This is a genomic window from Paracoccus aestuariivivens, assembly GCF_009711225.1.
GTDB lineage: Bacteria > Pseudomonadota > Alphaproteobacteria > Rhodobacterales > Rhodobacteraceae > Paracoccus > Paracoccus aestuariivivens.
Genome location: NZ_WMIE01000009.1, coordinates 37,109 through 56,369, shown reverse-complemented (window position 1 = coordinate 56,369; position 19,261 = coordinate 37,109). Strand labels below are relative to the sequence as shown.

The 19,261-nt window shown below is 62.5% G+C and carries 21 protein-coding genes; 6 read left to right on the top strand and 15 right to left on the bottom strand.

Features of this window, described 5'->3' with window-relative positions:
* Nucleotides 1–264: 264 nt before the first annotated feature.
* The 5 genes from GL286_RS14640 to GL286_RS14620 all read right to left on the bottom strand — a co-directional run bounded on the left by GL286_RS14640 (nucleotide 265) and on the right by GL286_RS14620 (nucleotide 4,497).
* A complete protein-coding gene (locus tag GL286_RS14640; RefSeq protein ID WP_155096320.1) occupies nucleotides 265–1,026 on the bottom strand; it encodes an ABC transporter permease in 762 nt (253 codons plus the stop codon).
* On the bottom strand, nucleotides 1,023–1,964 hold the full coding sequence (locus tag GL286_RS14635) for an ABC transporter ATP-binding protein (RefSeq protein ID WP_155096319.1): 942 nt from the start codon (nucleotides 1,962–1,964) through the stop codon (nucleotides 1,023–1,025). The genes GL286_RS14640 and GL286_RS14635 overlap by 4 nt, the downstream gene beginning before the upstream one ends.
* 159 nt (nucleotides 1,965–2,123) lie before the next feature.
* The gene (locus GL286_RS14630) at nucleotides 2,124–2,897 is read right to left on the bottom strand and encodes a lysophospholipid acyltransferase family protein (RefSeq protein WP_155096318.1); all 774 of its coding nucleotides are present in this window, start codon (nucleotides 2,895–2,897) and stop codon (nucleotides 2,124–2,126) included.
* Nucleotides 2,897–3,796, bottom strand: coding sequence for a cell division protein FtsX (locus GL286_RS14625; protein WP_425496099.1), 900 nt, complete (start codon nucleotides 3,794–3,796; stop codon nucleotides 2,897–2,899). The genes GL286_RS14630 and GL286_RS14625 overlap by 1 nt, the downstream gene beginning before the upstream one ends.
* A 26-nt stretch (nucleotides 3,797–3,822) precedes the next feature.
* Entirely contained in the window at nucleotides 3,823–4,497 is a 675-nt protein-coding gene (locus GL286_RS14620) for an ATP-binding cassette domain-containing protein (protein ID WP_170295212.1), read from the bottom strand.
* A gap of 115 nt (nucleotides 4,498–4,612) precedes the next feature.
* Here GL286_RS14620 and GL286_RS14615 point away from each other — a divergent pair, with 115 nt between their 5' ends.
* Entirely contained in the window at nucleotides 4,613–5,539 is a 927-nt protein-coding gene (locus GL286_RS14615) for a zinc-ribbon domain-containing protein (RefSeq protein WP_155096317.1), read from the top strand.
* 3 nt (nucleotides 5,540–5,542) lie between these two features.
* Here GL286_RS14615 and GL286_RS14610 read toward each other — a convergent pair whose 3' ends face one another.
* The 5 genes from GL286_RS14610 to argH all read right to left on the bottom strand — a co-directional run bounded on the left by GL286_RS14610 (nucleotide 5,543) and on the right by argH (nucleotide 11,224).
* Entirely contained in the window at nucleotides 5,543–8,050 is a 2,508-nt protein-coding gene (locus GL286_RS14610; RefSeq protein ID WP_155096316.1) for a DUF4175 domain-containing protein, read from the bottom strand.
* Nucleotides 8,051–8,141: 91 nt separating this feature from the next.
* On the bottom strand, nucleotides 8,142–9,407 hold the full coding sequence (gene lysA / locus GL286_RS14605; RefSeq protein ID WP_155096315.1) for a diaminopimelate decarboxylase: 1,266 nt from the start codon (nucleotides 9,405–9,407) through the stop codon (nucleotides 8,142–8,144).
* Nucleotides 9,407–9,682: a DUF2834 domain-containing protein gene (locus GL286_RS14600; RefSeq protein WP_170295211.1), complete on the bottom strand. Its 276-nt coding sequence runs from the start codon at nucleotides 9,680–9,682 to the stop codon at nucleotides 9,407–9,409. The genes lysA and GL286_RS14600 overlap by 1 nt, the downstream gene beginning before the upstream one ends.
* Nucleotides 9,663–9,818 carry a hypothetical protein gene (locus tag GL286_RS22555; protein ID WP_170295210.1) on the bottom strand — a complete coding sequence of 52 codons (156 nt, stop codon included), beginning with the start codon at nucleotides 9,816–9,818 and terminating at the stop codon, nucleotides 9,663–9,665. The genes GL286_RS14600 and GL286_RS22555 overlap by 20 nt, the downstream gene beginning before the upstream one ends.
* Nucleotides 9,815–11,224 carry an argininosuccinate lyase gene (gene argH / locus GL286_RS14595; protein ID WP_155096313.1) on the bottom strand — a complete coding sequence of 470 codons (1,410 nt, stop codon included), beginning with the start codon at nucleotides 11,222–11,224 and terminating at the stop codon, nucleotides 9,815–9,817. Before argH ends, GL286_RS22555 begins: the two co-directional genes overlap by 4 nt.
* A gap of 22 nt (nucleotides 11,225–11,246) precedes the next feature.
* Here argH and GL286_RS14590 point away from each other — a divergent pair, with 22 nt between their 5' ends.
* The gene (locus tag GL286_RS14590; protein ID WP_425496098.1) at nucleotides 11,247–11,792 is read left to right on the top strand and encodes a TlpA disulfide reductase family protein; all 546 of its coding nucleotides are present in this window, start codon (nucleotides 11,247–11,249) and stop codon (nucleotides 11,790–11,792) included.
* Here the strand turns inward: GL286_RS14590 and GL286_RS14585 are convergent.
* The gene (locus GL286_RS14585) at nucleotides 11,770–12,351 is read right to left on the bottom strand and encodes a DNA-3-methyladenine glycosylase I (protein WP_155096312.1); all 582 of its coding nucleotides are present in this window, start codon (nucleotides 12,349–12,351) and stop codon (nucleotides 11,770–11,772) included. The two genes, GL286_RS14590 and GL286_RS14585, sit on opposite strands and share 23 nt — an antisense overlap.
* Before the next feature lie 91 nt (nucleotides 12,352–12,442).
* On the opposite strand from GL286_RS14585, the gene GL286_RS14580 reads away from it, so the two are divergent.
* The 3 genes from GL286_RS14580 to phbB all read left to right on the top strand — a co-directional run bounded on the left by GL286_RS14580 (nucleotide 12,443) and on the right by phbB (nucleotide 15,397).
* Nucleotides 12,443–13,270 carry an EAL domain-containing protein gene (locus GL286_RS14580; protein WP_155096311.1) on the top strand — a complete coding sequence of 276 codons (828 nt, stop codon included), beginning with the start codon at nucleotides 12,443–12,445 and terminating at the stop codon, nucleotides 13,268–13,270.
* A gap of 143 nt (nucleotides 13,271–13,413) precedes the next feature.
* Entirely contained in the window at nucleotides 13,414–14,589 is a 1,176-nt protein-coding gene (locus GL286_RS14575; RefSeq protein WP_155096310.1) for an acetyl-CoA C-acetyltransferase, read from the top strand.
* 82 nt (nucleotides 14,590–14,671) lie between these two features.
* Nucleotides 14,672–15,397, top strand: coding sequence for a beta-ketoacyl-ACP reductase (gene phbB / locus GL286_RS14570; protein ID WP_155096309.1), 726 nt, complete (start codon nucleotides 14,672–14,674; stop codon nucleotides 15,395–15,397).
* A gap of 81 nt (nucleotides 15,398–15,478) precedes the next feature.
* On the opposite strand, the gene GL286_RS14565 is transcribed toward phbB, so the two are convergent.
* The 3 genes from GL286_RS14565 to GL286_RS14555 form a co-directional block, all read right to left on the bottom strand.
* Nucleotides 15,479–15,643: a YdcH family protein gene (locus GL286_RS14565; protein WP_155096308.1), complete on the bottom strand. Its 165-nt coding sequence runs from the start codon at nucleotides 15,641–15,643 to the stop codon at nucleotides 15,479–15,481.
* Nucleotides 15,644–15,711: 68 nt separating this feature from the next.
* Nucleotides 15,712–16,467, bottom strand: a complete 756-nt coding sequence (locus tag GL286_RS14560; protein ID WP_155096307.1) for a tRNA1(Val) (adenine(37)-N6)-methyltransferase — start codon at nucleotides 16,465–16,467, stop codon at nucleotides 15,712–15,714.
* On the bottom strand, nucleotides 16,457–16,672 hold the full coding sequence (locus tag GL286_RS14555) for a putative signal transducing protein (RefSeq protein ID WP_155096306.1): 216 nt from the start codon (nucleotides 16,670–16,672) through the stop codon (nucleotides 16,457–16,459). Before GL286_RS14555 ends, GL286_RS14560 begins: the two co-directional genes overlap by 11 nt.
* 75 nt (nucleotides 16,673–16,747) lie before the next feature.
* On the opposite strand from GL286_RS14555, the gene GL286_RS14550 reads away from it, so the two are divergent.
* Nucleotides 16,748–17,749 (top strand): polyprenyl synthetase family protein, encoded by a 1,002-nt coding sequence (locus GL286_RS14550; RefSeq protein ID WP_155096305.1) that lies wholly within the window; start codon nucleotides 16,748–16,750, stop codon nucleotides 17,747–17,749.
* A 69-nt stretch (nucleotides 17,750–17,818) separates the two neighbouring features.
* On the opposite strand, the gene GL286_RS14545 is transcribed toward GL286_RS14550, so the two are convergent.
* Entirely contained in the window at nucleotides 17,819–19,258 is a 1,440-nt protein-coding gene (locus tag GL286_RS14545) for an ammonium transporter (RefSeq protein WP_155096304.1), read from the bottom strand.
* Nucleotides 19,259–19,261 lie beyond the last annotated feature (3 nt).

Below are 19,261 nucleotides of genomic sequence, written 5' to 3'. Positions count from 1 at the left end.
CCTCCCCAGCCAGTCACGGTTACCTGACCCGCTCCGCAAGGATGCGGGGATAATCGCGTCTTCGCAAATTACATCGTCAACAACCGAAAGGATCAGGCAGACATGCCAGGAAAACGCAACAATCGTCGGGGAAGCGCCCGCAAGCAACAAGATCAGCGTCGCATCGCGGCCATGTTCCGCATCAAGAACGGATCGCAACCCCAAAACGACGCCAACACGAAAACTCAGGCCGCGACGCCGCGCGATGCGGCCTGAATCCGGTCCTTATTCGCGCAGCCGCCAGCCGGTCAGGAAGATCCAGCGGATCGCGGCCATGCAGACCACGATCATCAACGCGACCGCGACCAAGGACATGCCGACAGGAACATCGGCCAGATCGAAAAACGCCCAACGGAAACCCGAGATCAGGTAAAGCACCGGATTGAGCTTGGCAACGCCTTCCCAGAACGGGGGCAGCATGGAGGCCGAATAGAACGCCCCGCCAAGAAAGACCAAGGGCGTGATCACCATCATCGGAACGATCTGCAATTGCTCGAAGCTTTTCGCCCAAAGCCCGATGATGAACCCCAGCAGCGAAAACGCGATCGCGGTCAGGAACAGGAAGGCCATCATCCAGACCGGATGCGCGATGTGGACGCCATTGAACCAGAAGCTGGTCAGCAGGATCACCATGGCGATCAGAACGGCCTTGCTGGCAGCCGCCCCGACAAAGCCCAGAGTCACCTCGATCCAGCCGGTCGGCGCGACAAGGTATTCGTAGATCGTCCCCGAGAATTTCGGGAAGTAGATCCCGAAACTGGCGTTCGAAACCGATTGCTGCAACACGGTCAGCATCATCAGCCCCGGCACGATGAACGCGCCGTAAGCAACGCCCTCGACCGACTGGATGCGCCCGCCGATGGCCGCGCCGAAGACGACAAAATACAGGACAGTGGACAGAACGGGCGAGGCGAGCGACTGCCAGATGGTGCGGAAAAAGCGCGCCATCTCGTGATGATAGACCGCGCGGACGGAATGCCAGTTCATGCGGTGGCCTCCTCGGGTTTGTCCGCAACGAGGGACATGAAAATTTCTTCCAGATTGCTTTGCTTGGTCGCGACATCGCGCACCGCAATGCCGTGTTGGGTCAGATCACCCAAAAGCCGCGCAATTCCGGTACGGTCGGCGCGGGTATCGTAATCGTAGCCAAGCGTCAGGCCGTCTTTCGACAATGTAAGACCACGCTCGGCCAAGGAATGCGGCAATTCCGACAGTGGCTCGTACAAGTCGATGGTCAGGTGTTTCTTGCCGAACTCGCCCATCAACTCGGCCTTGGGTTTGACCAGAAGCAACTCGCCACGGTTGATGACGCCGATCCGGTCGGCCATGTCCTCGGCTTCTTCAAGGTAATGCGTGGTCAGGATGATCGTGACGCCATCGGCGCTCAGATCGCGGACAACGGACCACATCTCGCGACGCAGGGCCACGTCGACGCCCGCGGTCGGCTCGTCAAGGAACAGCACCTTGGGGCGATGCGACAATGCCTTGGCGATCAGAACGCGTCGTTTCATGCCGCCCGAAAGTTCGCGCGTGCGGGCATCCCGCTTGTCCCAAAGCGCGAGGCTACGCAGCAGTTTCTCGATATAGGCCTCGTCCGGCCCCGCACCATAAAGGCCACGGGTAAAACGCACACAGTCGATGACCTTTTCGAACGGCTCCAGAGCGATTTCCTGCGGCACCAGCCCGATCAGCTTGCGCGCAGCGCGCCAATCGGTGCGGATATCATGGCCACCGACCCGAACCGTGCCGCCAGTAGGGGTCACGAGCCCACAGATGATCGATATCATCGTCGTCTTTCCGGCGCCGTTCGGCCCTAGCAAGGCGAGGATCTCGCCTTCGTTGATTTTCAGCGAAACTCCGTTCAGGGCCGCCGTCCCGCTGCCATAGCGCTTGGAGAGATGGTCGATCTCGATAATGGCGCTCATTCCGCCCTCCTGAAACGTAACAAGGCCGAAGGACGGGGCACCAGCCCGGAAAGCGGGCGGCGCGGCGACGATCCGGCCTGAATGCAGATTCCGGTCACGGATGCGACCGGGTTTGACCGAGATAGTAAACGACTCGGTCCGGGACAATGCCCAGCCGGATCAGTTTTCGGCAAGAGCGGACTGACCGCCGGCTTCGTTGAAAAGGCGCATGCTGGTTCCTTCGATGCGCTCGGCCAGCAATGGCAGCACCCGCTCGCTTCTTTGCGGTGCCGAAATCGCGGGTAGGAACTCGACAATCGCCGTCCCTCGACGGATCGGGAATCCGCGCTTCGGCCAGAACATGCCGCAATTGACCGCGACCGGCATGATCGGCAGACCCGTTTCGCGCTGGATCACCGCGACGCCCTGTTTATAGGGCACGGTCGTCCCGGGCTTCGTCCGCGTTCCTTCGGGGTAGAAGATCAGATGGCCAAGCCCGCGCGGGCTTTCATGCGCCGTTTTCACCTCGGCAATGATCTGGCGCATCGCATCTTTGCCACGCGAGCGGTCGATCGGGATGCAACCGACCTTGCGGGCAAACCAGCCCATCACCGGAACATTCATCACCTCGCGCTTCATCACGAAGGCGCGGCGCGGACAGGCCTTGGCGATGGCCAGAATATCAAGAAAGCTTTGATGCTTGGCTGCGATCAGCATGTCCTCGACCGGCGGAGTGCCACGATACTCGACCTTGACGCCCGAAATGATGCGCGCGCCGCCCAGCATCAGCGACAGCCAGCGCTCTCCGACCCAATGGGCATGGGCGGGATTGATCAGCGTACCCGGCAGACCGATCAGACCGATCAGCGCCGTCACGATCACCGCGTAGATGTAGTAGATCCCCGTCCGCAGCCAATCCAGCATTGACGCCGGACGTGGTTCATAGGGCGACATCAGCGCACCTCCCTCAGCATCCGCAGCGCGGCCGAGCGGGTTGCCCAGAAGCCGATTGCTGCCGCGACCAGCGGGATCAACAGCGGCCACAGCCAGCCCCAGCCCTGAAAACCAAGCCCGGTCAGGAACCCGCCCGCCTCATCGACGGTCGGCAAAGCCCAAATTGCCACCATGCCCAGTACCGAGCCAAGCAACGCTCCCAGCGCCGCGCGTTGGGTGAAACGGCGCACGAAGGCGGTAGCGATGGTGATATCGCGCGAGCCGATCAGGCGCAGCACCCGGATCACCTGCCCGTTTGCCGCCAAAGCCGCCTTCGCCGCCAGCGTGATCATCGCAGCCGAGGCCGCAGCGATCAGCACCAGAGAGAACAGCCCGAGTAGCCGCAACCGGCTTGCCGCCCTGACCAGCGGCTCGCGCCAACGGGTGTGGTCATCCAGAATTGCCCCCGGAGCCTCGCCCTGCAATCGCAGACGCAACGCATCGGCATCAATGCCGTCACCGGTTTCGGTGACCTCGATCAAGCGGGGAATCGGCAAGACCTCGACCGGAACGTCGGGACCGAACCATGGCTCCAGCAACTTCTCGACATCGGCATCGGGAATCTGTCGGGATTCGGCGATTCCCGGAGTTGTCTGCAAGACCTGCATGACGGTCGCGACCTGCTGCTCGATCTGGTCCGGCGGAGCCGAAATACGAACGGTCACGGTTTGTGCCAATTCGCTGGACCAGCGCTCGGCCAGACGACCGGTCGCCAAGGCCAATGCCAGCGCGAAGACGGCAAGAAATGCCATCGCCGCCGCCGCAAAGACCGTCAGTTGCGCGGTGAAACCGGTCGGAGGCACCACGCGGTCAATTCCCGTCGGATCGGGGCGGCTGAGTCCGCGCCACAAAGCAGCAATATCAAGGGATCTCAATTCGCCTCGTTTCACAGATCTGCTCCTGCAAGTTGCAGCCGTTTGTTGGCAATGCGCAGCACGCGTGCCTGAATATGCTGTTTGGCCGCCCGGATCAGGTTCAGATCGTGCGTCGCGAACAGCACGGCCTTGCCCTCTTGGTTGAACTCGATCAGCAGGTCCAGAAGCCGCATCGACATATCCCAGTCGAGATTGCCGGTCGGCTCGTCCGCGATGACCAGATCCGGCGTCATGATCACGGCACGCGCCAAGGCAGCGCGTTGACGCTCGCCGCCCGACAGCGAAGGCGGAAATGCCGCGCCATGCTGTCTAAGCTGCACCCAGTCCAATAGATCGCTAATCAGATCGGTGTTCACCGGCTGCCCCGCCACGATCTGCGGCAGCGCGATATTGTCGGCGACCGGCAGGTGATCCAGGAATTGCGGGTCCTGATGCACCACGCCGACCTTGCGGCGCAGCGCCGCAATGCCATCGCGCGAAAGTTCGGTTACATCCCGTCCAAAGGCCATCATCCGGCCCGAGCTTGGCAGCAGATCGGCATAGCACAACCGCAAGAAGGTGGTTTTGCCCGATCCCGACGGTCCGGTCAGGAAATGAAACGATCCCGGCTGTACGGTCAGAGACATATCCGCCAATAGCGGCTCGCCTCCACTGTAGCCAAAGGAAAGGTTTTGCATCTCGATCACTTGGGGACCCCCTTTTGTCCGGGCTGCTTGGCGCGCGGTTCGCGGCTTGATAGAACAGTCCGGCGACGAATGCGAGACGCACGCCCGACCAAGACTGGCCTAGAAAGACGATTGAATGCGCCTGACCTGCCCACGCTGCGCGGCCCAATACGACATTCCTGACTCGGTGATTCCGGCCTCGGGCCGCGAGGTCGAGTGCTCGGCCTGCAGCCATGTCTGGCATCAGGATGCTCCGGGCAGACCGCAAGCCGTTTCCAACTTCGAAGACGCCAGCCTTTCGCCCCAGCAATATGACGCCTCGGCGCGGCCCGCCTTGAACCGCCCGCTGCACGAATCGGTCTTGGCGATCCTGCGCGAAGAAACCGCCCGTGAACTTGCCGCCCGTTCATCGAAGACCCAGACAAAGCGGACCGCCATGGACGCCGATGACGGTCCGGCTGCATCCACGCCGCTTCCCGGTGCGGCCCTGCCGCGCAGCGATGAAATCGATTGGCCGGTTTCGACGGTCATCCTGCCCGGCGAGCCGCTGCCCCCCGAGCCGGAGCACACCGAACCTGAGCCCATCGAGCCAGCGTTTCCCGAAACCGAAGCAGCGCCCGCATCCGAATCGTCGGTCGAGAAAACCGCGCCCGACGAACCGCAGCCGGAAACGATCGAATCCACCGTGGTCCAGCCAACCGTCGCGCCAAATCTGCCCGACGCTGAAAGCCTTGCCGCCACGCTGACCCGCCGTGTGCCGGTTCCTGAAATTCCTTTGCCGGTCGCCGAGGCGCAACTTCCCGACCCACCCGTCAAGCCGCCCGAGCCCGCAGCATCCGCGCCGGTGATCGCGCCCCGCCGCAATGGCGGCGGCTATCGTCTGGGCTTCGGGCTGGCCGTCCTGATCGCGCTTGCGGTCCTTGCGACCTATGCAATCGCCCCCCGGACCGCACCGGCCGAAAACGGCGGGATGATGTCGGAATGGCGCCAAAGCATGGATCGCGGCAGGATCTGGTTGCATGATCAGGCCATCGCTTTCAAAGGTCTGATCACCCGCGATTAAGGTTCAGAAATTGTCGAGCAGGCGATCCAGATAGTCGCGCTCGTCTTCCGGCCGCTCGCGCTCGCCGCTGCGCCGACGGATTTCGTCCTGTAGATCGCGTGCCCGACGGGACGGATCGCCGCCCTCGGCCAATTGGTCGCCCGTGGTGATCGAGCCGCCATTCCCCTCGGTCGAGCGCCCCAACGGATCAAGTTGCGGCTGGTCGCGATAGTTCTCGGCCAGACCTCGGGGGCCATTCCCCTCCGAGGATGGTCCGTCCGGCCCGCCATCCTGCTGGCCCTGCTGCGGTTGCCCGTCCTGACCCTGCTGCTGGTTGCGCGCCGTCATCTCTCCAAGCGCGCGCATCCCGTCCCGCATGTCCTGGATGGCCTGTGCCTGACGCTCCATCGCGCCCGAGGGATCGCCCTCGCGCAGGGCCTGTTCGGCTTCCTCCATGGCCCGACCCGCATCGTCCAGACTGCGCCGTGCCTGATCGCCTTCGGGTGTGCCCCGTCCGGGCATCAACCCGCGCTGACGGCCCAGATCCTCGCGCAATTCACGCTGGCGATCCGCAAGCCCCTGACTTTGCTCACTGCCCTGCCCGTTTTGACCGTCGGGCTGGAACTGCCCATATTGGTCCTGCATCTGCCGCATCGCCTCGTCGGCCAGCTTCTGTTGCTCGCGCAACGTGTCGGCCAACCGGTTCATCGGTCGCTGCCGCCCCTCGCCCGAGCCACCCTGCCCCTGCGTGACGCGCATGTTCTGCATCATGCGATTGAACTGATCCAGCAGCTCCTGCGCCTCGGCCATGCGGCCCTCGTTCATCAGGCGCTGGATCTCGTCCATCATTTTCTGGATCTGGTCGCCGGTGATCTGCTGGCCCTGTTGCGGAGAGCGGTCGAATTTCTCGGATGGGTCCTGTCCCTGCTGGGCCAACATGTCGGTATAGGCGTCCGTCGCCTCGCGCAGCTCGTCCATCAGCCGCTGGATCTCGTCCGGACTGGCACCATTGCGGATCGCTTCGGACAGCCGCTCTTGCGCCTGTTGCATCCGCTCGAGCGCGTCAGCCAAGCCGCCATCCTCAAGCGCGACGGCCGCGTCCCACAGCACCTGAGCCAGTTTGTTGCGCGCCTCTTCGGTCAAGGGACCGGCTTCCAGCGTGCCGATCGCACCCCGCAATCCCTCGGCCAAGGCAGGGTCCATGAATCCGTCTGGCTGCCAGCTGACCGCACGCAAAACCTGCGCGCTGCGGGATGCATTCTCGCGCGACCACAGCAGATCGCGCCGAACCTCGATCAGGGACGCGGCCAAGGGATCAAAGAAGCGCCGACCCGGCAACATCATCCGGACCGCAGGAGAACTACCCTTCTGATCGATCCCGTCCACAACCTCCAACGCGACAGTGACCGGCAAATTGGCCCAAGGATGCCGCGACAGATCACTGGCCAGTTGTCCGCGAATGTCCTTGCGGCTGCCCGTCGCGGGCAAAGGCAGTTCGATCCGCACCGGTTCGCGCGGCTCGGGGGCGACCGACAGGCCGAAGCGGCGGTCGATGGTCGACAGATCAAGGGCGATAACCGCGCTGCCCGAAACAACGCCATTATCGTCAGCCGCCGCAAAGGGCTGCACGAATCGTCCGTCCGCACGCCGATCCGCGGCGACGACCGGCTGAACGGTGGGTGCGGCATCTGGAACCACGGTGATAGGAAACTGCCGACCGCCGACCTCGACCAAGCCGTCACGTTCAGCGATGAACTCGGGCGCAGCTGGATCGCCGCCGCTGACCGCTGCGCCGATATCCTGCGTGACACCCGCCCCTTCGCCATAAAGCCGGAAACTGAGCTTGGAGCCTTTCGGCAACTCCAGCGCCTGAGCCTCGGGCAACGCATTCAGATAGATCGTCGGACGTCGGGTATAGGACGGAGGCTCGGCCCAGCCCTCCCATGAGGGCGCATTTTCCAAGGTCGAGGGCGCAACGGGCGCTGGCCGGAACGTCGCACCCAAAGCCGCGATCCCTTGCCCGAACCGCCCCGAAGGCGCGAATAGCAGCGTCATCACGATGGCGGCCAGTCCGACCAGCCGCAACGCGACGGGATCACGCCAGCGCAATTTCGCGTCGGGAATCACCATTCGCGCCGCGTTGGCCTCGTTGCGCATTCGCGTCAGATGCGCCTGCCACAGGGCAACGGTGCCGTCATCCTCGGCACCAATCGCCACATGATCGCGCAACGCCGACAATGGACGTCCGGGCAATGTCGCATCGACCCGTCCCAATGCGGCATCGCGCGACGGCTTGCGAAAACGCCGGAAACCCCGATATCCCGTCGCGAGCAGTGCCAGAACCACCAGCGCCATGAACCAGAGCAGCCCGCCCGAGGACAGGGCCTCTGCCCCGCCGAACGCGATGGCGGTCAGGCTTAGCGCCAGAACCACGCCCAATGGCCAGAAGGCGCGTGCCAATTCCTCCCACCACATGCCGACGCGGGTCAGTTCGACCGCTCGCCGCACACGAAGGGGATCAGGCCCGCCCATCAGCGATGCCTGAAGTCAGTTGGTTGGCAGATACCGAATCGGGTTCCGGAGGAATGCCCCCCTCCGGTAACGTTCATGCAGAATGGAATGCCTATAGCCATTCCGGAATGGTATCGCGTCCCAGCATTTCCTCAAGCGTCGGTCGCGCCCGAATGACGGCGAATTGATCCCCGTTCACCAGAACCTCGGGGACAAGCGGCCGGGAATTGTATTCCGAGGCCATCACAGCCCCATATGCGCCCGCCGAACGCAGCGCGACCAGATCCCCTGCCCCTAAAGCGGGCAGTTCGACGGCCTTTTCAAACGTGTCGCCAGTCTCACAGACCGGGCCAACCACGTCATAGGGCGCGACCGGGCTGCCCGGAGCCTGCTCGGTCACCGGGACGATGTCGTGATGGGCCGAATACATGGCGGGGCGAATCAGGTCGTTCATCGCGGCGTCGAGGATCAGGAAGTCGCGGCCTTCGCCCTCTTTCAGGTAGATCACCGAGGACAGCAGGATGCCCGCATTGCCCGAGATATTACGGCCCGGCTCGATCTCGATCTCGCAGCCCAGATCGCCGACCGCGTCACGGATCACCTGCCCATATTCGATGGGCAGAGGCGGCGCGCTATTGTCGCGGCGATAGGGGATGCCCAAGCCGCCGCCCATATCGAGACGGCGGATATTGTGCCCATCGGCGCGCAGCGCGCGGGTCAGTTCCGCCATCTTGGCATAGGCTTGGCGGTAAGGCTCCAGATCGGTCAACTGGCTGCCGATATGCATGTCGATGCCGACAACCTCGATCCCCGGCAAGCTGGCGGCACGGGCATAGACCTCGCGCGCCTTGGCGATGGGGATGCCGAACTTGTTTTCCGACTTCCCGGTCGCGATTTTCTCATGGGTCTTGGCGTCCACGTCGGGGTTCACCCGCACCGCAATCGGCGCGCGCAGACCCATGCTGCTGGCGACCTCGGACAGCAATTCCATCTCGGGTTCGGATTCGACGTTGAACTGGCGGATGCCGCCTTCCAGCACCATGCGCATCTCGGCTGCGGTCTTGCCCACGCCCGAGAAAACGATCCGCTCGCCCGGAACGCCTGCGGCCTTGGCCCGCGCATATTCGCCCGCCGAGACGATATCCATGCCCGCGCCCAGATCGCCCAGCACCTTCAGCACGGCGAGGTTCGAGTTCGACTTGACCGCAAAGCAGACCAGATGATCGGTCCAGTCCAGCGCCTGTTGGAACAGCTTGAAATGGCGGGTCAGGGTGGCGGTCGAATAGACATAGACCGGGGTGCCGACCTCGGCCGCGATGCGGGTCAGGGGCACGTCCTCGGCATGAAGCACGCCGTCCACGTAATTGAAGTGATCCATCAGGTGATCCTGCGAGAGCGGATGAAAAGATAAAGCGGCAGCGCGCAGCCAATGCCAAGCGCCAGCGCAGGAAATGTCAGCAAGGCCAGCCAGTTGCGGCGCACCATGGTTTCGACCATGCACCAGATGCCAAGGGAGATCTGGGCCACGATCTCGGTCCCCGATACGCCCTGCCACAGGCCCTCGCCCTGCCAAAGCGCCGTGCCCGCACCTACGGCCGCAAGCGCCAGCCAGACCAGCCGCAGGGGTGTCAGGTCAGAGCGACGAGACGACACCAACGCGCGCCTCTCCGCTGAAATGGACGCCCGGCTCGGTCGTGGGATCGGGGCGCGTCGGCGGGCCATCGACGCCGCAGGCGGCAAGCGTCGCCAGCATCAGCGCGAACAGCGCGAACAGCATCGTCTGGGTCATGCTTTCTCCCCAAGCATTTCGTTCCAGCGCGCGATTTGGGCGCGGACCTGCGCGGGCGCGGTCCCGCCATAAGACATGCGCGATGCGACCGAGTTATGCACGCCCAGCACGTTGAAGATATCCGCCGTGATCGCCGGATTGACCGATTGCATCTGTTCCAGCGTCAGCTCCGGCAGATCGACGCCCGATTTCTCGGCCATGGCGACCAGCGTGCCGGTGACATGATGGGCATCGCGGAAGGGAAGGCCTGCCTCGCGCACCAGCCAATCGGCCAGATCCGTCGCGGTCGAGAAGCCCGAGCCAGCGGCGGCTTCCAGCCGGTCGCGATTGGCGGTCAGGTCCGACAGCATCCCGGTCATCGCGGCCAGCGCGATCATCAGGTTGTCGGCGGCGTCAAAGACCTGTTCCTTGTCTTCCTGCATGTCCTTGGAATAGGCCAGCGGCAGGCCCTTCATCACCACGAACAGCGCAACCGCCGCGCCCAGAATCCGCCCGATCTTGGCGCGGATCAGTTCGGCGGCATCGGGGTTCTTCTTTTGCGGCATGATCGACGAGCCGGTCGAGAAGCGGTCCGACATGGTGACAAAGCGGAACTGGGCCGAGGACCAGATCACCAGTTCTTCGGCCAGACGCGACAGGTGGACGGCGCAGATCGCGGCGCTCGACAGGTATTCCAGCGCGAAATCGCGGTCGCTGACGGCATCAAGGCTGTTCGCCATGGGCCGGTCAAAGCCCAAGGCGGCGGCGGTCGCATGGCGGTCGATCGGGAAACCCGTGCCTGCCAAAGCCGCAGCGCCAAGCGGGGATTCATTCATCCGCTTGCGCGCATCGCGGAAGCGCGACAGATCGCGGCCAAACATCTCGACATAGGCCATCATGTGGTGGCCCCAAGTGACCGGCTGCGCGGTTTGCAGATGGGTAAAGCCCGGCATGACCCAATCCGCGCCCTTCTCGGCCTGACCCAAGGCCGCGCGGATCAGCGCGTCCAGACCGTCGATCGTCGCGTCACATTGGTCGCGCACCCAAAGGCGGAAATCGGTCGCCACCTGATCGTTGCGCGAACGCGCGGTGTGCAGCCGCCCCGCCGGTTCGCCGATGATCTCTTTCAGGCGGGATTCCACATTCATGTGAATATCTTCCAGCGCAGTCGAGAAGGGGAAACCGCCCTTCTCGATCTCTGACAACACCGTGAGAAGCCCTTCCCCGATGGCGTCTGCATCGCTAGTGCTGATGATGCCTTGTGCGGCAAGCATCGCCGCATGGGCGCGGCTGCCCCGGATGTCCTGGGCATAGAGCCGCTGGTCGAACCCGATCGAGGCATTGATCGCCTCCATGATCGCGTCCGGACCGGCGGCAAAACGTCCACCCCACATCTGGTTGGCGGTGCTGGCGGGCTGCTCGGTCATGGCTGGTCCTTCGGGGGGTGGAATGCTGCGTTCGCTGGTTCTTTATACGGCACTGCTGATTGGTGCAAACCCGGCCTTCGGCGGAGAAATCGACTGGCAGGCCGCGCATGACGGGGGCCTTGCGAAACTTGCCCAGACCGACGCGACCCCGGTGCCGGAAACCACCTTCACCGATCCCGATGGCGGCACCCATTCGCTGAAGGATTATCGCGGCAAGGTCGTACTTCTGAACTTCTGGGCCACCTGGTGCGCGCCCTGCCGCGAGGAGATGCCCTCGCTCGACGCGTTGCAGGCTGAACTGGGCGGCGAGGATTTTCAGGTCGTGGCCATTGCCGCGGGCCATAACCCGCCGCCCGCGATCAAGAAATTCCTGACCGAGGCCAAGGTGGAAAACCTGCCCGTCCTGCTGGACCCGCGCCAGACCTTGGCGCGGGAAATGGGCGTGATGGGGATGCCGGTGACCGTGCTGATCGACCGCGACGGCAATGAGATCGCCCGCCTGATCGGTGGCGCGGACTGGTCCTCCGACGCGGCCAAGGCGCTGATCAAACAGGCGACAGCGCCCTGACCCTTGCGTGGCTGGGGCAGGTCGCAATGTGGTCGTTGACCAGCCCGCAAGCCTGCATGAAGGCATAGGTGATGACCGGGCCACAAAACTTGAAACCGCGCTTTTTCAATTCCTTGGCCATGGCCTCGGATTCCGGGGATTTCGCGGGAACGTCGGCAAGGCTCGCGCGGGGCTGTTGCAGCGGCTTGCCGCCGACGAAGGACCAGATGAAGGGCGAGAAACCTTCCTTGGCCTCGATCTCCAGATAGGCGCGCGCACCCGTCACGGCGGCCTCGATCTTGCCGCGATGGCGGATGATGCCGGGGTTTTGCAGGGCGCGGGCGATCTCGGGTTCGCCCCAAGCCGCGACGCGTTCGGGATCAAACCCCTCGAAGCATTCGCGGAAACTATCGCGCTTGCGCAGGATGGTGATCCAGCTCAACCCCGCCTGAAATCCGTCCAGAACCAGCTTTTCCCACAGCGCACGCGAATCATATTCCGGCACCCCCCACTCGTCATCATGGTAGGCCACATATAGCGGATCGGTTCCGCACCATCCGCAGCGCTCGAATTGGGTCATGGTTCATTAACCTCAAGTTGAGAAAGCTCACCACCTTTACCCGATCTTAGGAGATGACAACCAGACTTCGGCCGAAGACAGGAGTCACCGCATGACAAATCCCATAGGCAATCGGCAGGAATTCGGCTCACCCCTGGATTTCATGGTCGATCAGAAACCACGCATGACAATGGCAATGGTCCGTCGGGCGGTTTCAGACCGCGAAGCCATGCTTGCCTTTCAGCGTGTGGTACAGTCCGACCGCTCCGATCAGGTCGTCTTCCACGAGGGATCGGTCCGGCTCATTGATGAAACCGGCCGAATCGTTCCTTTGCATGACTTCATGTGCGCCGCCGAGCTCACCGAGCTTGGCCGACAGATAGATTGCCTCGCGCTGGACCTTGCCCTGCATGCGCTAGCCGAGGACGCGTCGATCCGGCTCTCGGTCACCATGTCCGCCCGTTCGATCGGTTATCCGGCATGGATGCGTGCCTTGCGCGACGGCATTGGCCGGAACGCGAACATAGCCGAGCGGCTCATCCTTGAGATCGGCGAAAGCTCGGCGATGGCGCTGCCCGAGACTGTCGGTCCCTTCATGCGCGAGCTTCAATCACATGGCGTCAACTTCGCGCTGGACGATTTTGGTTCCGGTTTCATGTCCGTCCGCTATTTGCGCGATTTCTGCTTCGACATGATCAAGATAGACGGTCGTTTCATTCGCGACATTGCGCAGCAACGCGACAATCAGGTCCTTGCCCGCGCGCTACAGTCCATCGCGCATCATTTTGACATGTGTACTGTCGCAAAAGCGGTTGAGACCGCCGAGGATGCCGCCTTCCTGGCAGATCTGGGCATTGATTGCCTTCAGGGCGGTCATTTCGGCGGCCCGACAATCGTTCCGCCATGGCGTTCGTCGCGTTCGCTAGCACATCAAGGATAAGGCATTCCTGCCCATTTTTTGAACACCGCCCGACCCTACCGAACCATGGTATAACGCGCATTTTGCAAGCTTGACGTTGCGGCACGAATTGGAAACTGTTCCTCGACGCCGTCATAAATCGGCAAGCAGGTAAGGAGCCTGACATGACCAAAGCAGTGATCGTATCCGCTGCCCGCACTCCGGTCGGAAGTTTTCTGGGATCATTCGCCAACACACCCGCCCATGAATTAGGCGCTATCGTGCTGAAAGCGGTGATCGAGCGCGCGGGGATCGATGCGTCAGAGGTCTCCGAGACCATTTTCGGTCAAGTCCTTACCGCCGCGCAGGGTCAGAACCCCGCACGACAGGCCCATATCCATGCCGGGCTTCCAAAGGAATCTCCGGCATGGCTGATCAATCAGGTCTGCGGTTCGGGTCTGCGCACGGTCGCTCTGGCGGCACAGCAAGTCCTGCTTGGCGATGCCAAGATCGTCATCGCCGGCGGTCAGGAATCCATGTCTCTGGCGCCACATGCCGCCTACATTCGCGCTGGCCAGAAAATGGGCGACATGAAAATGCTCGACACCATGATCCGCGACGGTTTGTGGGACGCTTTCCACGATTATCACATGGGTCAAACGGCCGAGAACGTCGCTGCCAAGTGGGAAATCTCGCGGTCGGCACAGGACGAATTCGCCGTCGCCTCGCAAAACAAGGCCGAGGCCGCCCAGAAGGCCGGACGTTTCGTCGATGAAATTGTTCCGGTGACGATCAAATCGCGCAAAGGCGACACTGTCGTCGATAGCGACGAATATATCCGCCACGGCGCCACGCTAGAGGCCATGGAAAAGCTGCGTCCGGCCTTCACCAAGGATGGCTCGGTCACGGCAGCCAACGCTTCGGGCCTGAACGATGGCGCCGCGGCGGTCCTTGTCATGTCCGAGGATGAAGCCGCCGCACGCGGGCTGACGCCGCTCGCGAGGATCGCGTCCTACGCCTCGGTCGGGGTCGATCCTTCGATCATGGGGTCGGGCCCGATTCCGGCAAGCCGCCTTGCGCTGTCGAAGGCCGGTTGGTCGGTCAAGGATCTGGATCTGGTCGAAGCGAACGAGGCCTTCGCCGCGCAGGCCTGTGCCGTGAACAAAGACATGGGCTGGGATCCTGCCATCGTGAACGTGAACGGCGGGGCGATCGCCATCGGTCACCCGATCGGTGCGTCGGGCGCGCGCATTCTGAACACGCTGCTGTTCGAGATGAAACGACGCGACGCGAAAAAGGGGCTCGCGACCCTGTGTATCGGTGGCGGGATGGGCGTTGCCCTTTGCGTCGAGCGTCCCTGACCTGTTCGGGCGCGCCAAAGGCTGCGCGCCCCTTCCACAATTTCCGGCATAACTTTCGCATACACTCATCGGGGGGCAAACCATGGGAAAAGTCGCTCTGGTCACGGGCGGATCGCGCGGCATTGGCGCAGCGATTTCAAAGGCGCTCAAAGAGGCCGGATACGAGGTCGCGGCGAATTACGCAGGCAATGAGGATGCCGCGCGTGCCTTCACCGCCGAGACCGGCATCAAGACCTACAAATGGTCGGTCGCCGACTACGAATCCTGCGAAGCGGGAATCAAGCAGGTCGAAGCGGACCTCGGGCCTGTCGAAGTCCTCGTCAACAATGCCGGCATCACGCGGGACTCGATGTTCCACAAGATGACGCCGACGCAATGGAAAGAAGTAATCGACACGAACCTTTCGGGCCTGTTCAACATGACCCATCCGGTCTGGTCCGGCATGCGCGACCGCAAATATGGGCGCATCATCAATATCAGCTCGATCAACGGCCAGAAGGGGCAGGCTGGTCAGGCGAACTATTCGGCGGCGAAGGCTGGCGATCTGGGCTTCACCAAAGCACTGGCACAGGAAGGCGCGCGCGCGGGAATCACCGTCAACGCCATCTGTCCGGGCTATATCGGCACGGAAATGGTGCGCGCCATCGACGAAAAGGTACTGAACGAACGCATCATCCCGCAAATTCCGGTCGGACGTCTGGGCGAGCCCGAGGAAATCGCCCGCTGCGTCGTATTCCTCGCCTCCGAAGAGGCGGGTTTCATCACCGGTGCGACGCTGTCCGCGAATGGCGGTCAGTTCTTCGCCTGAGTGATTCCCCGAAAACGAAAACGGCCCGCCTTGGAGCGGGCCGTTTGCTAGCAGAAATCTGTTTCGACTCTCGCATCCGTATCAGTGCGACAGACGCGCGATCTCCTCCTTGAGGCGCAGTTTTTCCTTTTTCATCTTAGCGATGGAAAGATCGTCCATGCCAGGGCACCGGTTGGCTGCCTCAATCTGGGTGGAAAGTGACTGATGCTTGCGGCGAAGCTCCTGAACATGGGATTCTACCGACATTTCGTCCTCCTTTTGGATTGATCGAACCGGGTGATTGCAGCACAAATCTGTCACAATGTCATCGGAAATCACCGGTCCCGCAGGTTGAGTGCCGCACCGTCCCGCAGAACCGCGCGGGCCTCGGCGGAAAGGTCTTCGCCATCGGTCAAATGTGACGGTTTTTCATGCATGATAAAGGGGAACAGCAGGCGTGAAGGTGTCCGTGCGCCCTTGCGAGCCGTGACGATAACCCGCCCCGCTTCACGACCGGTCCGCGCGCTGACTGGCAGAATTGTGATCTCGCCCGCGCGGGCTCCAAGCGTGGCCAAAATCTCTCCCAGACGTTCTGCGCGATGAATCAGGGTCAGCCAACCGCCGGGGGCAAGCCGACGCAAACCGGCCTCGATCCAAAGCGACAGAGGAACATCCTCGTGGCGTGCAATGCCGCGTCCGGCGTCAGGCGCGACCGTGCCGCTGCCGAAATATGGCGGGTTGGTAATGACGTGATCGAAGCTTTGTGCCCGCAGCACCTCGGGCATGTGGCTCAGGTCGCCTTGAACGATATCCGCTGTCAGGCCATTCGCCCTCGCATTCTGTCGCGCAAGATCGGCATAGCCCGACTGAACCTCAAGTCCGGTCAGTTTCAGGTCAGAGACCCGCGCCGCAAGACAGAACAATGCGACCCCTGCCCCGCAACCCAGTTCAAGCACGGACTGGCCAGGACTTGCCGGACAAGCGGCGGCCAGCATGACCGCGTCCGCGCCCGCACGATAACCGGTTGCGGGCTGTTTTATCTGCAGGCGGCCGCCAAGGAAGCCGTCATTGCGCAAGGATTCACCGTCCATCGTCGATGTCATGGTCTCGCAAGATGGCGCGAGCCATAAAGTGGTCGCGATCGGCCACCATCAACCGGCGCGGCAGGATGCCCAAAGATCCCTCCAGCACACTCATATGCTGGTCCAGCGGAAATGCCGCGATTCCCTCGGCCTCGAGCAGATCGGTCACGCGGACGATGAGCAGCGGATTTGTGGTGCGCAATAGTTCCTTCATAGCCCCAAAGGGTAAGCTGCTGTTGCGAATGTGTCCATGCCGTGGCAATGGCTTGCGGGAAGAAGGGAATGGCACATGGGCATGAACGAAAACGTCTCGAAGCCGCTTGACCGGCTTTCCAATGAACTGGCAAGCGACATGGCCGCAGTCAACACGCTCATTCGCGAGCGGATGGCCAGCCGTCACGCGCCCCGCATTCCCGAGGTGACCGCACATCTGGTCGAGGCAGGTGGCAAACGCCTGCGCCCGATGCTGGTCCTCGCTGCTGCTCGGCTTTGCGGCTATCAGGGCGACAGTCACATCCTGTTGGCCGCTGCGGTCGAATTCATCCACACTGCGACATTGCTGCACGACGATGTGGTCGATGAAAGCGAACAGCGCCGTGGCCGCCCGACGGCGAACCTTTTGTGGGATAACAAATCCAGCGTCCTCGTTGGCGATTATCTTTTCGCGCGCAGCTTCCAGTTGATGGCCGACACCGACAGCATGGAAGTCATGCGCATCCTTGCCAATGCCAGCGCCACGATCGCCGAAGGCGAGGTACTGCAGCTGACCGCCGCACAGGACGTCACCACGTCAGAAGACACCTACATCCAGATCGTGCGCGGCAAGACGGCGGCGCTGTTCTCGGCCGCGACCGAGGTCGGAGCGGTCATCTCGGGCACGGACAAGGCGGTTCAGCAAGCGTTGTTCGATTATGGCGACGCGCTGGGAATTGCCTTCCAGATTGTCGATGACCTGCTGGATTACGGCGGGTCTACCACCGTAATCGGCAAGAACGTCGGCGACGATTTCCGCGAACGCAAGCTGACCCTGCCGGTCATCAAGGCCATCGCCGCAGCCGACGCCGAGGAGCTCGCCTTCTGGCAGCGCACCATCGGCAAGGGCCAGCAAGATGACAGCGATCTCGAAACCGCGCTGGCAACACTTCAACGCCGAGGTGCGCTGGACGCCGCGCGGGCCGATGCTATCGCCTGGGCCGAACGTGCCAAATCCGCTTTGAAGATCGCCCCTGACCACGAGTTGCGGATGATTCTCTCGGATCTGGCGGATTACGTGGTTTCCCGCCTGTCCTGACCTTTACCTGGACAGCGAAACGCAAAAAGCCCGGCTTTCGCCGGGCTTTTCATTTCAGACGACCGTCCCTCAGTTATTGTAGGCGTTCTCGCCATGGGTGGTGATGTCCATGCCCTGACGTTCGTCATTGGCTTGAACGCGCAGACCGATCACCGCTTTGACGATCATCAGCGCAACGAACGAGACGACTGCGGACCAGACCACGCAGACCACGACGCCAAGGGCTTGGGTAAAGACCTGCCCGCCGATGTCGTAGGTCGCGCCGACTGCTTCGACCGAGTAGTCGTAGATGCCCGAACCACCCAGCGACGGCGCGGCGAAGACGCCCGTCAGGATCGCGCCGATGATGCCGCCGACACCGTGGATACCGAAGACATCAAGGCTTTCGTCGATGCCCAGCTTGGATTTCAGGCTGATGACGAACCACATGCAGACGAAACCGGCAACCAGACCGATCACGATAGCGCCCATCGGGCCGACAAAGCCGGCAGCCGGAGTGACGCCGACAAGACCGGCGATCGCACCCGAAACACCGCCCAGCAGCGAGGGGTGACCACGGAACAGCCATTCGCCGAAGGTCCAGGCCAGAGCAGCGGCAGCGGTGGCAACAACGGTGTTCAGGATCGCCATGGCTGCAATTCCGGTCGCTTCCATGTTCGAGCCAGCGTTGAAACCGAACCAGCCGATCCACAGCAGGCAGCCGCCAAGGAAGGTGAAGGTCAGGTTATGCGGAGCCATCAGCTCTTTGCCGTAGCCAAGGCGCGGGCCGACGACAATCGCCGCGACCAGACCGGCGACACCGGCGTTGATGTGAATGACCGTACCGCCAGCGAAGTCCAGATCGCCATGGCCGAACAGGAAGCCAGCGGGCGCGTCATAGGCGCTCGGGCCGCCCCACCACCAGACCATGTGGGCCATCGGAAGGTACGAGAAGAAGAACCAGATCACGACGAACATCAGGATCGCCGAGAATTTCATGCGCTCGACCGTGGCACCAACGATCAGCGCGGGCGCGATGCAGGCGAAGGCCATCTGGAAGATCACGAAGACATATTCGGGCACGAAGACGTTCGTGGTGAAGGTCTCGGCCAGCGACGAGGTGTTCACGCCAGCAAGGAAGGCTTTCGAGAAGCCACCGATGAACGGGGTCAACCAGGTTGCATCCTCGGCCGAGCCGGCACCGGTGAAGGCCAGCGAATAACCGAAGCACACCCACAGCAGCGACATCACGCAGAACACCGTGAAGACCTGCATCAGGACCGACAGCATGTTCTTGGCGCGGACCAGACCGCCGTAGAACAGCGCAAGACCCGGAATCGACATCATCATGACGAGAATGGCCGAAACCATCATCCAGGTCGTGTCGCCTTTATCGACGATAGGGGCGACCGTTTCGGCAACCGCCGCAGCCGCGTCGGTTGCCTCCTGCGCCATCGCCGGCACAGCCAACCCGATCAGCGGGAGGGCAAGCGCCGGGATCAGTGGTTTGATCTCGGTTAGTCTTTTCATGTT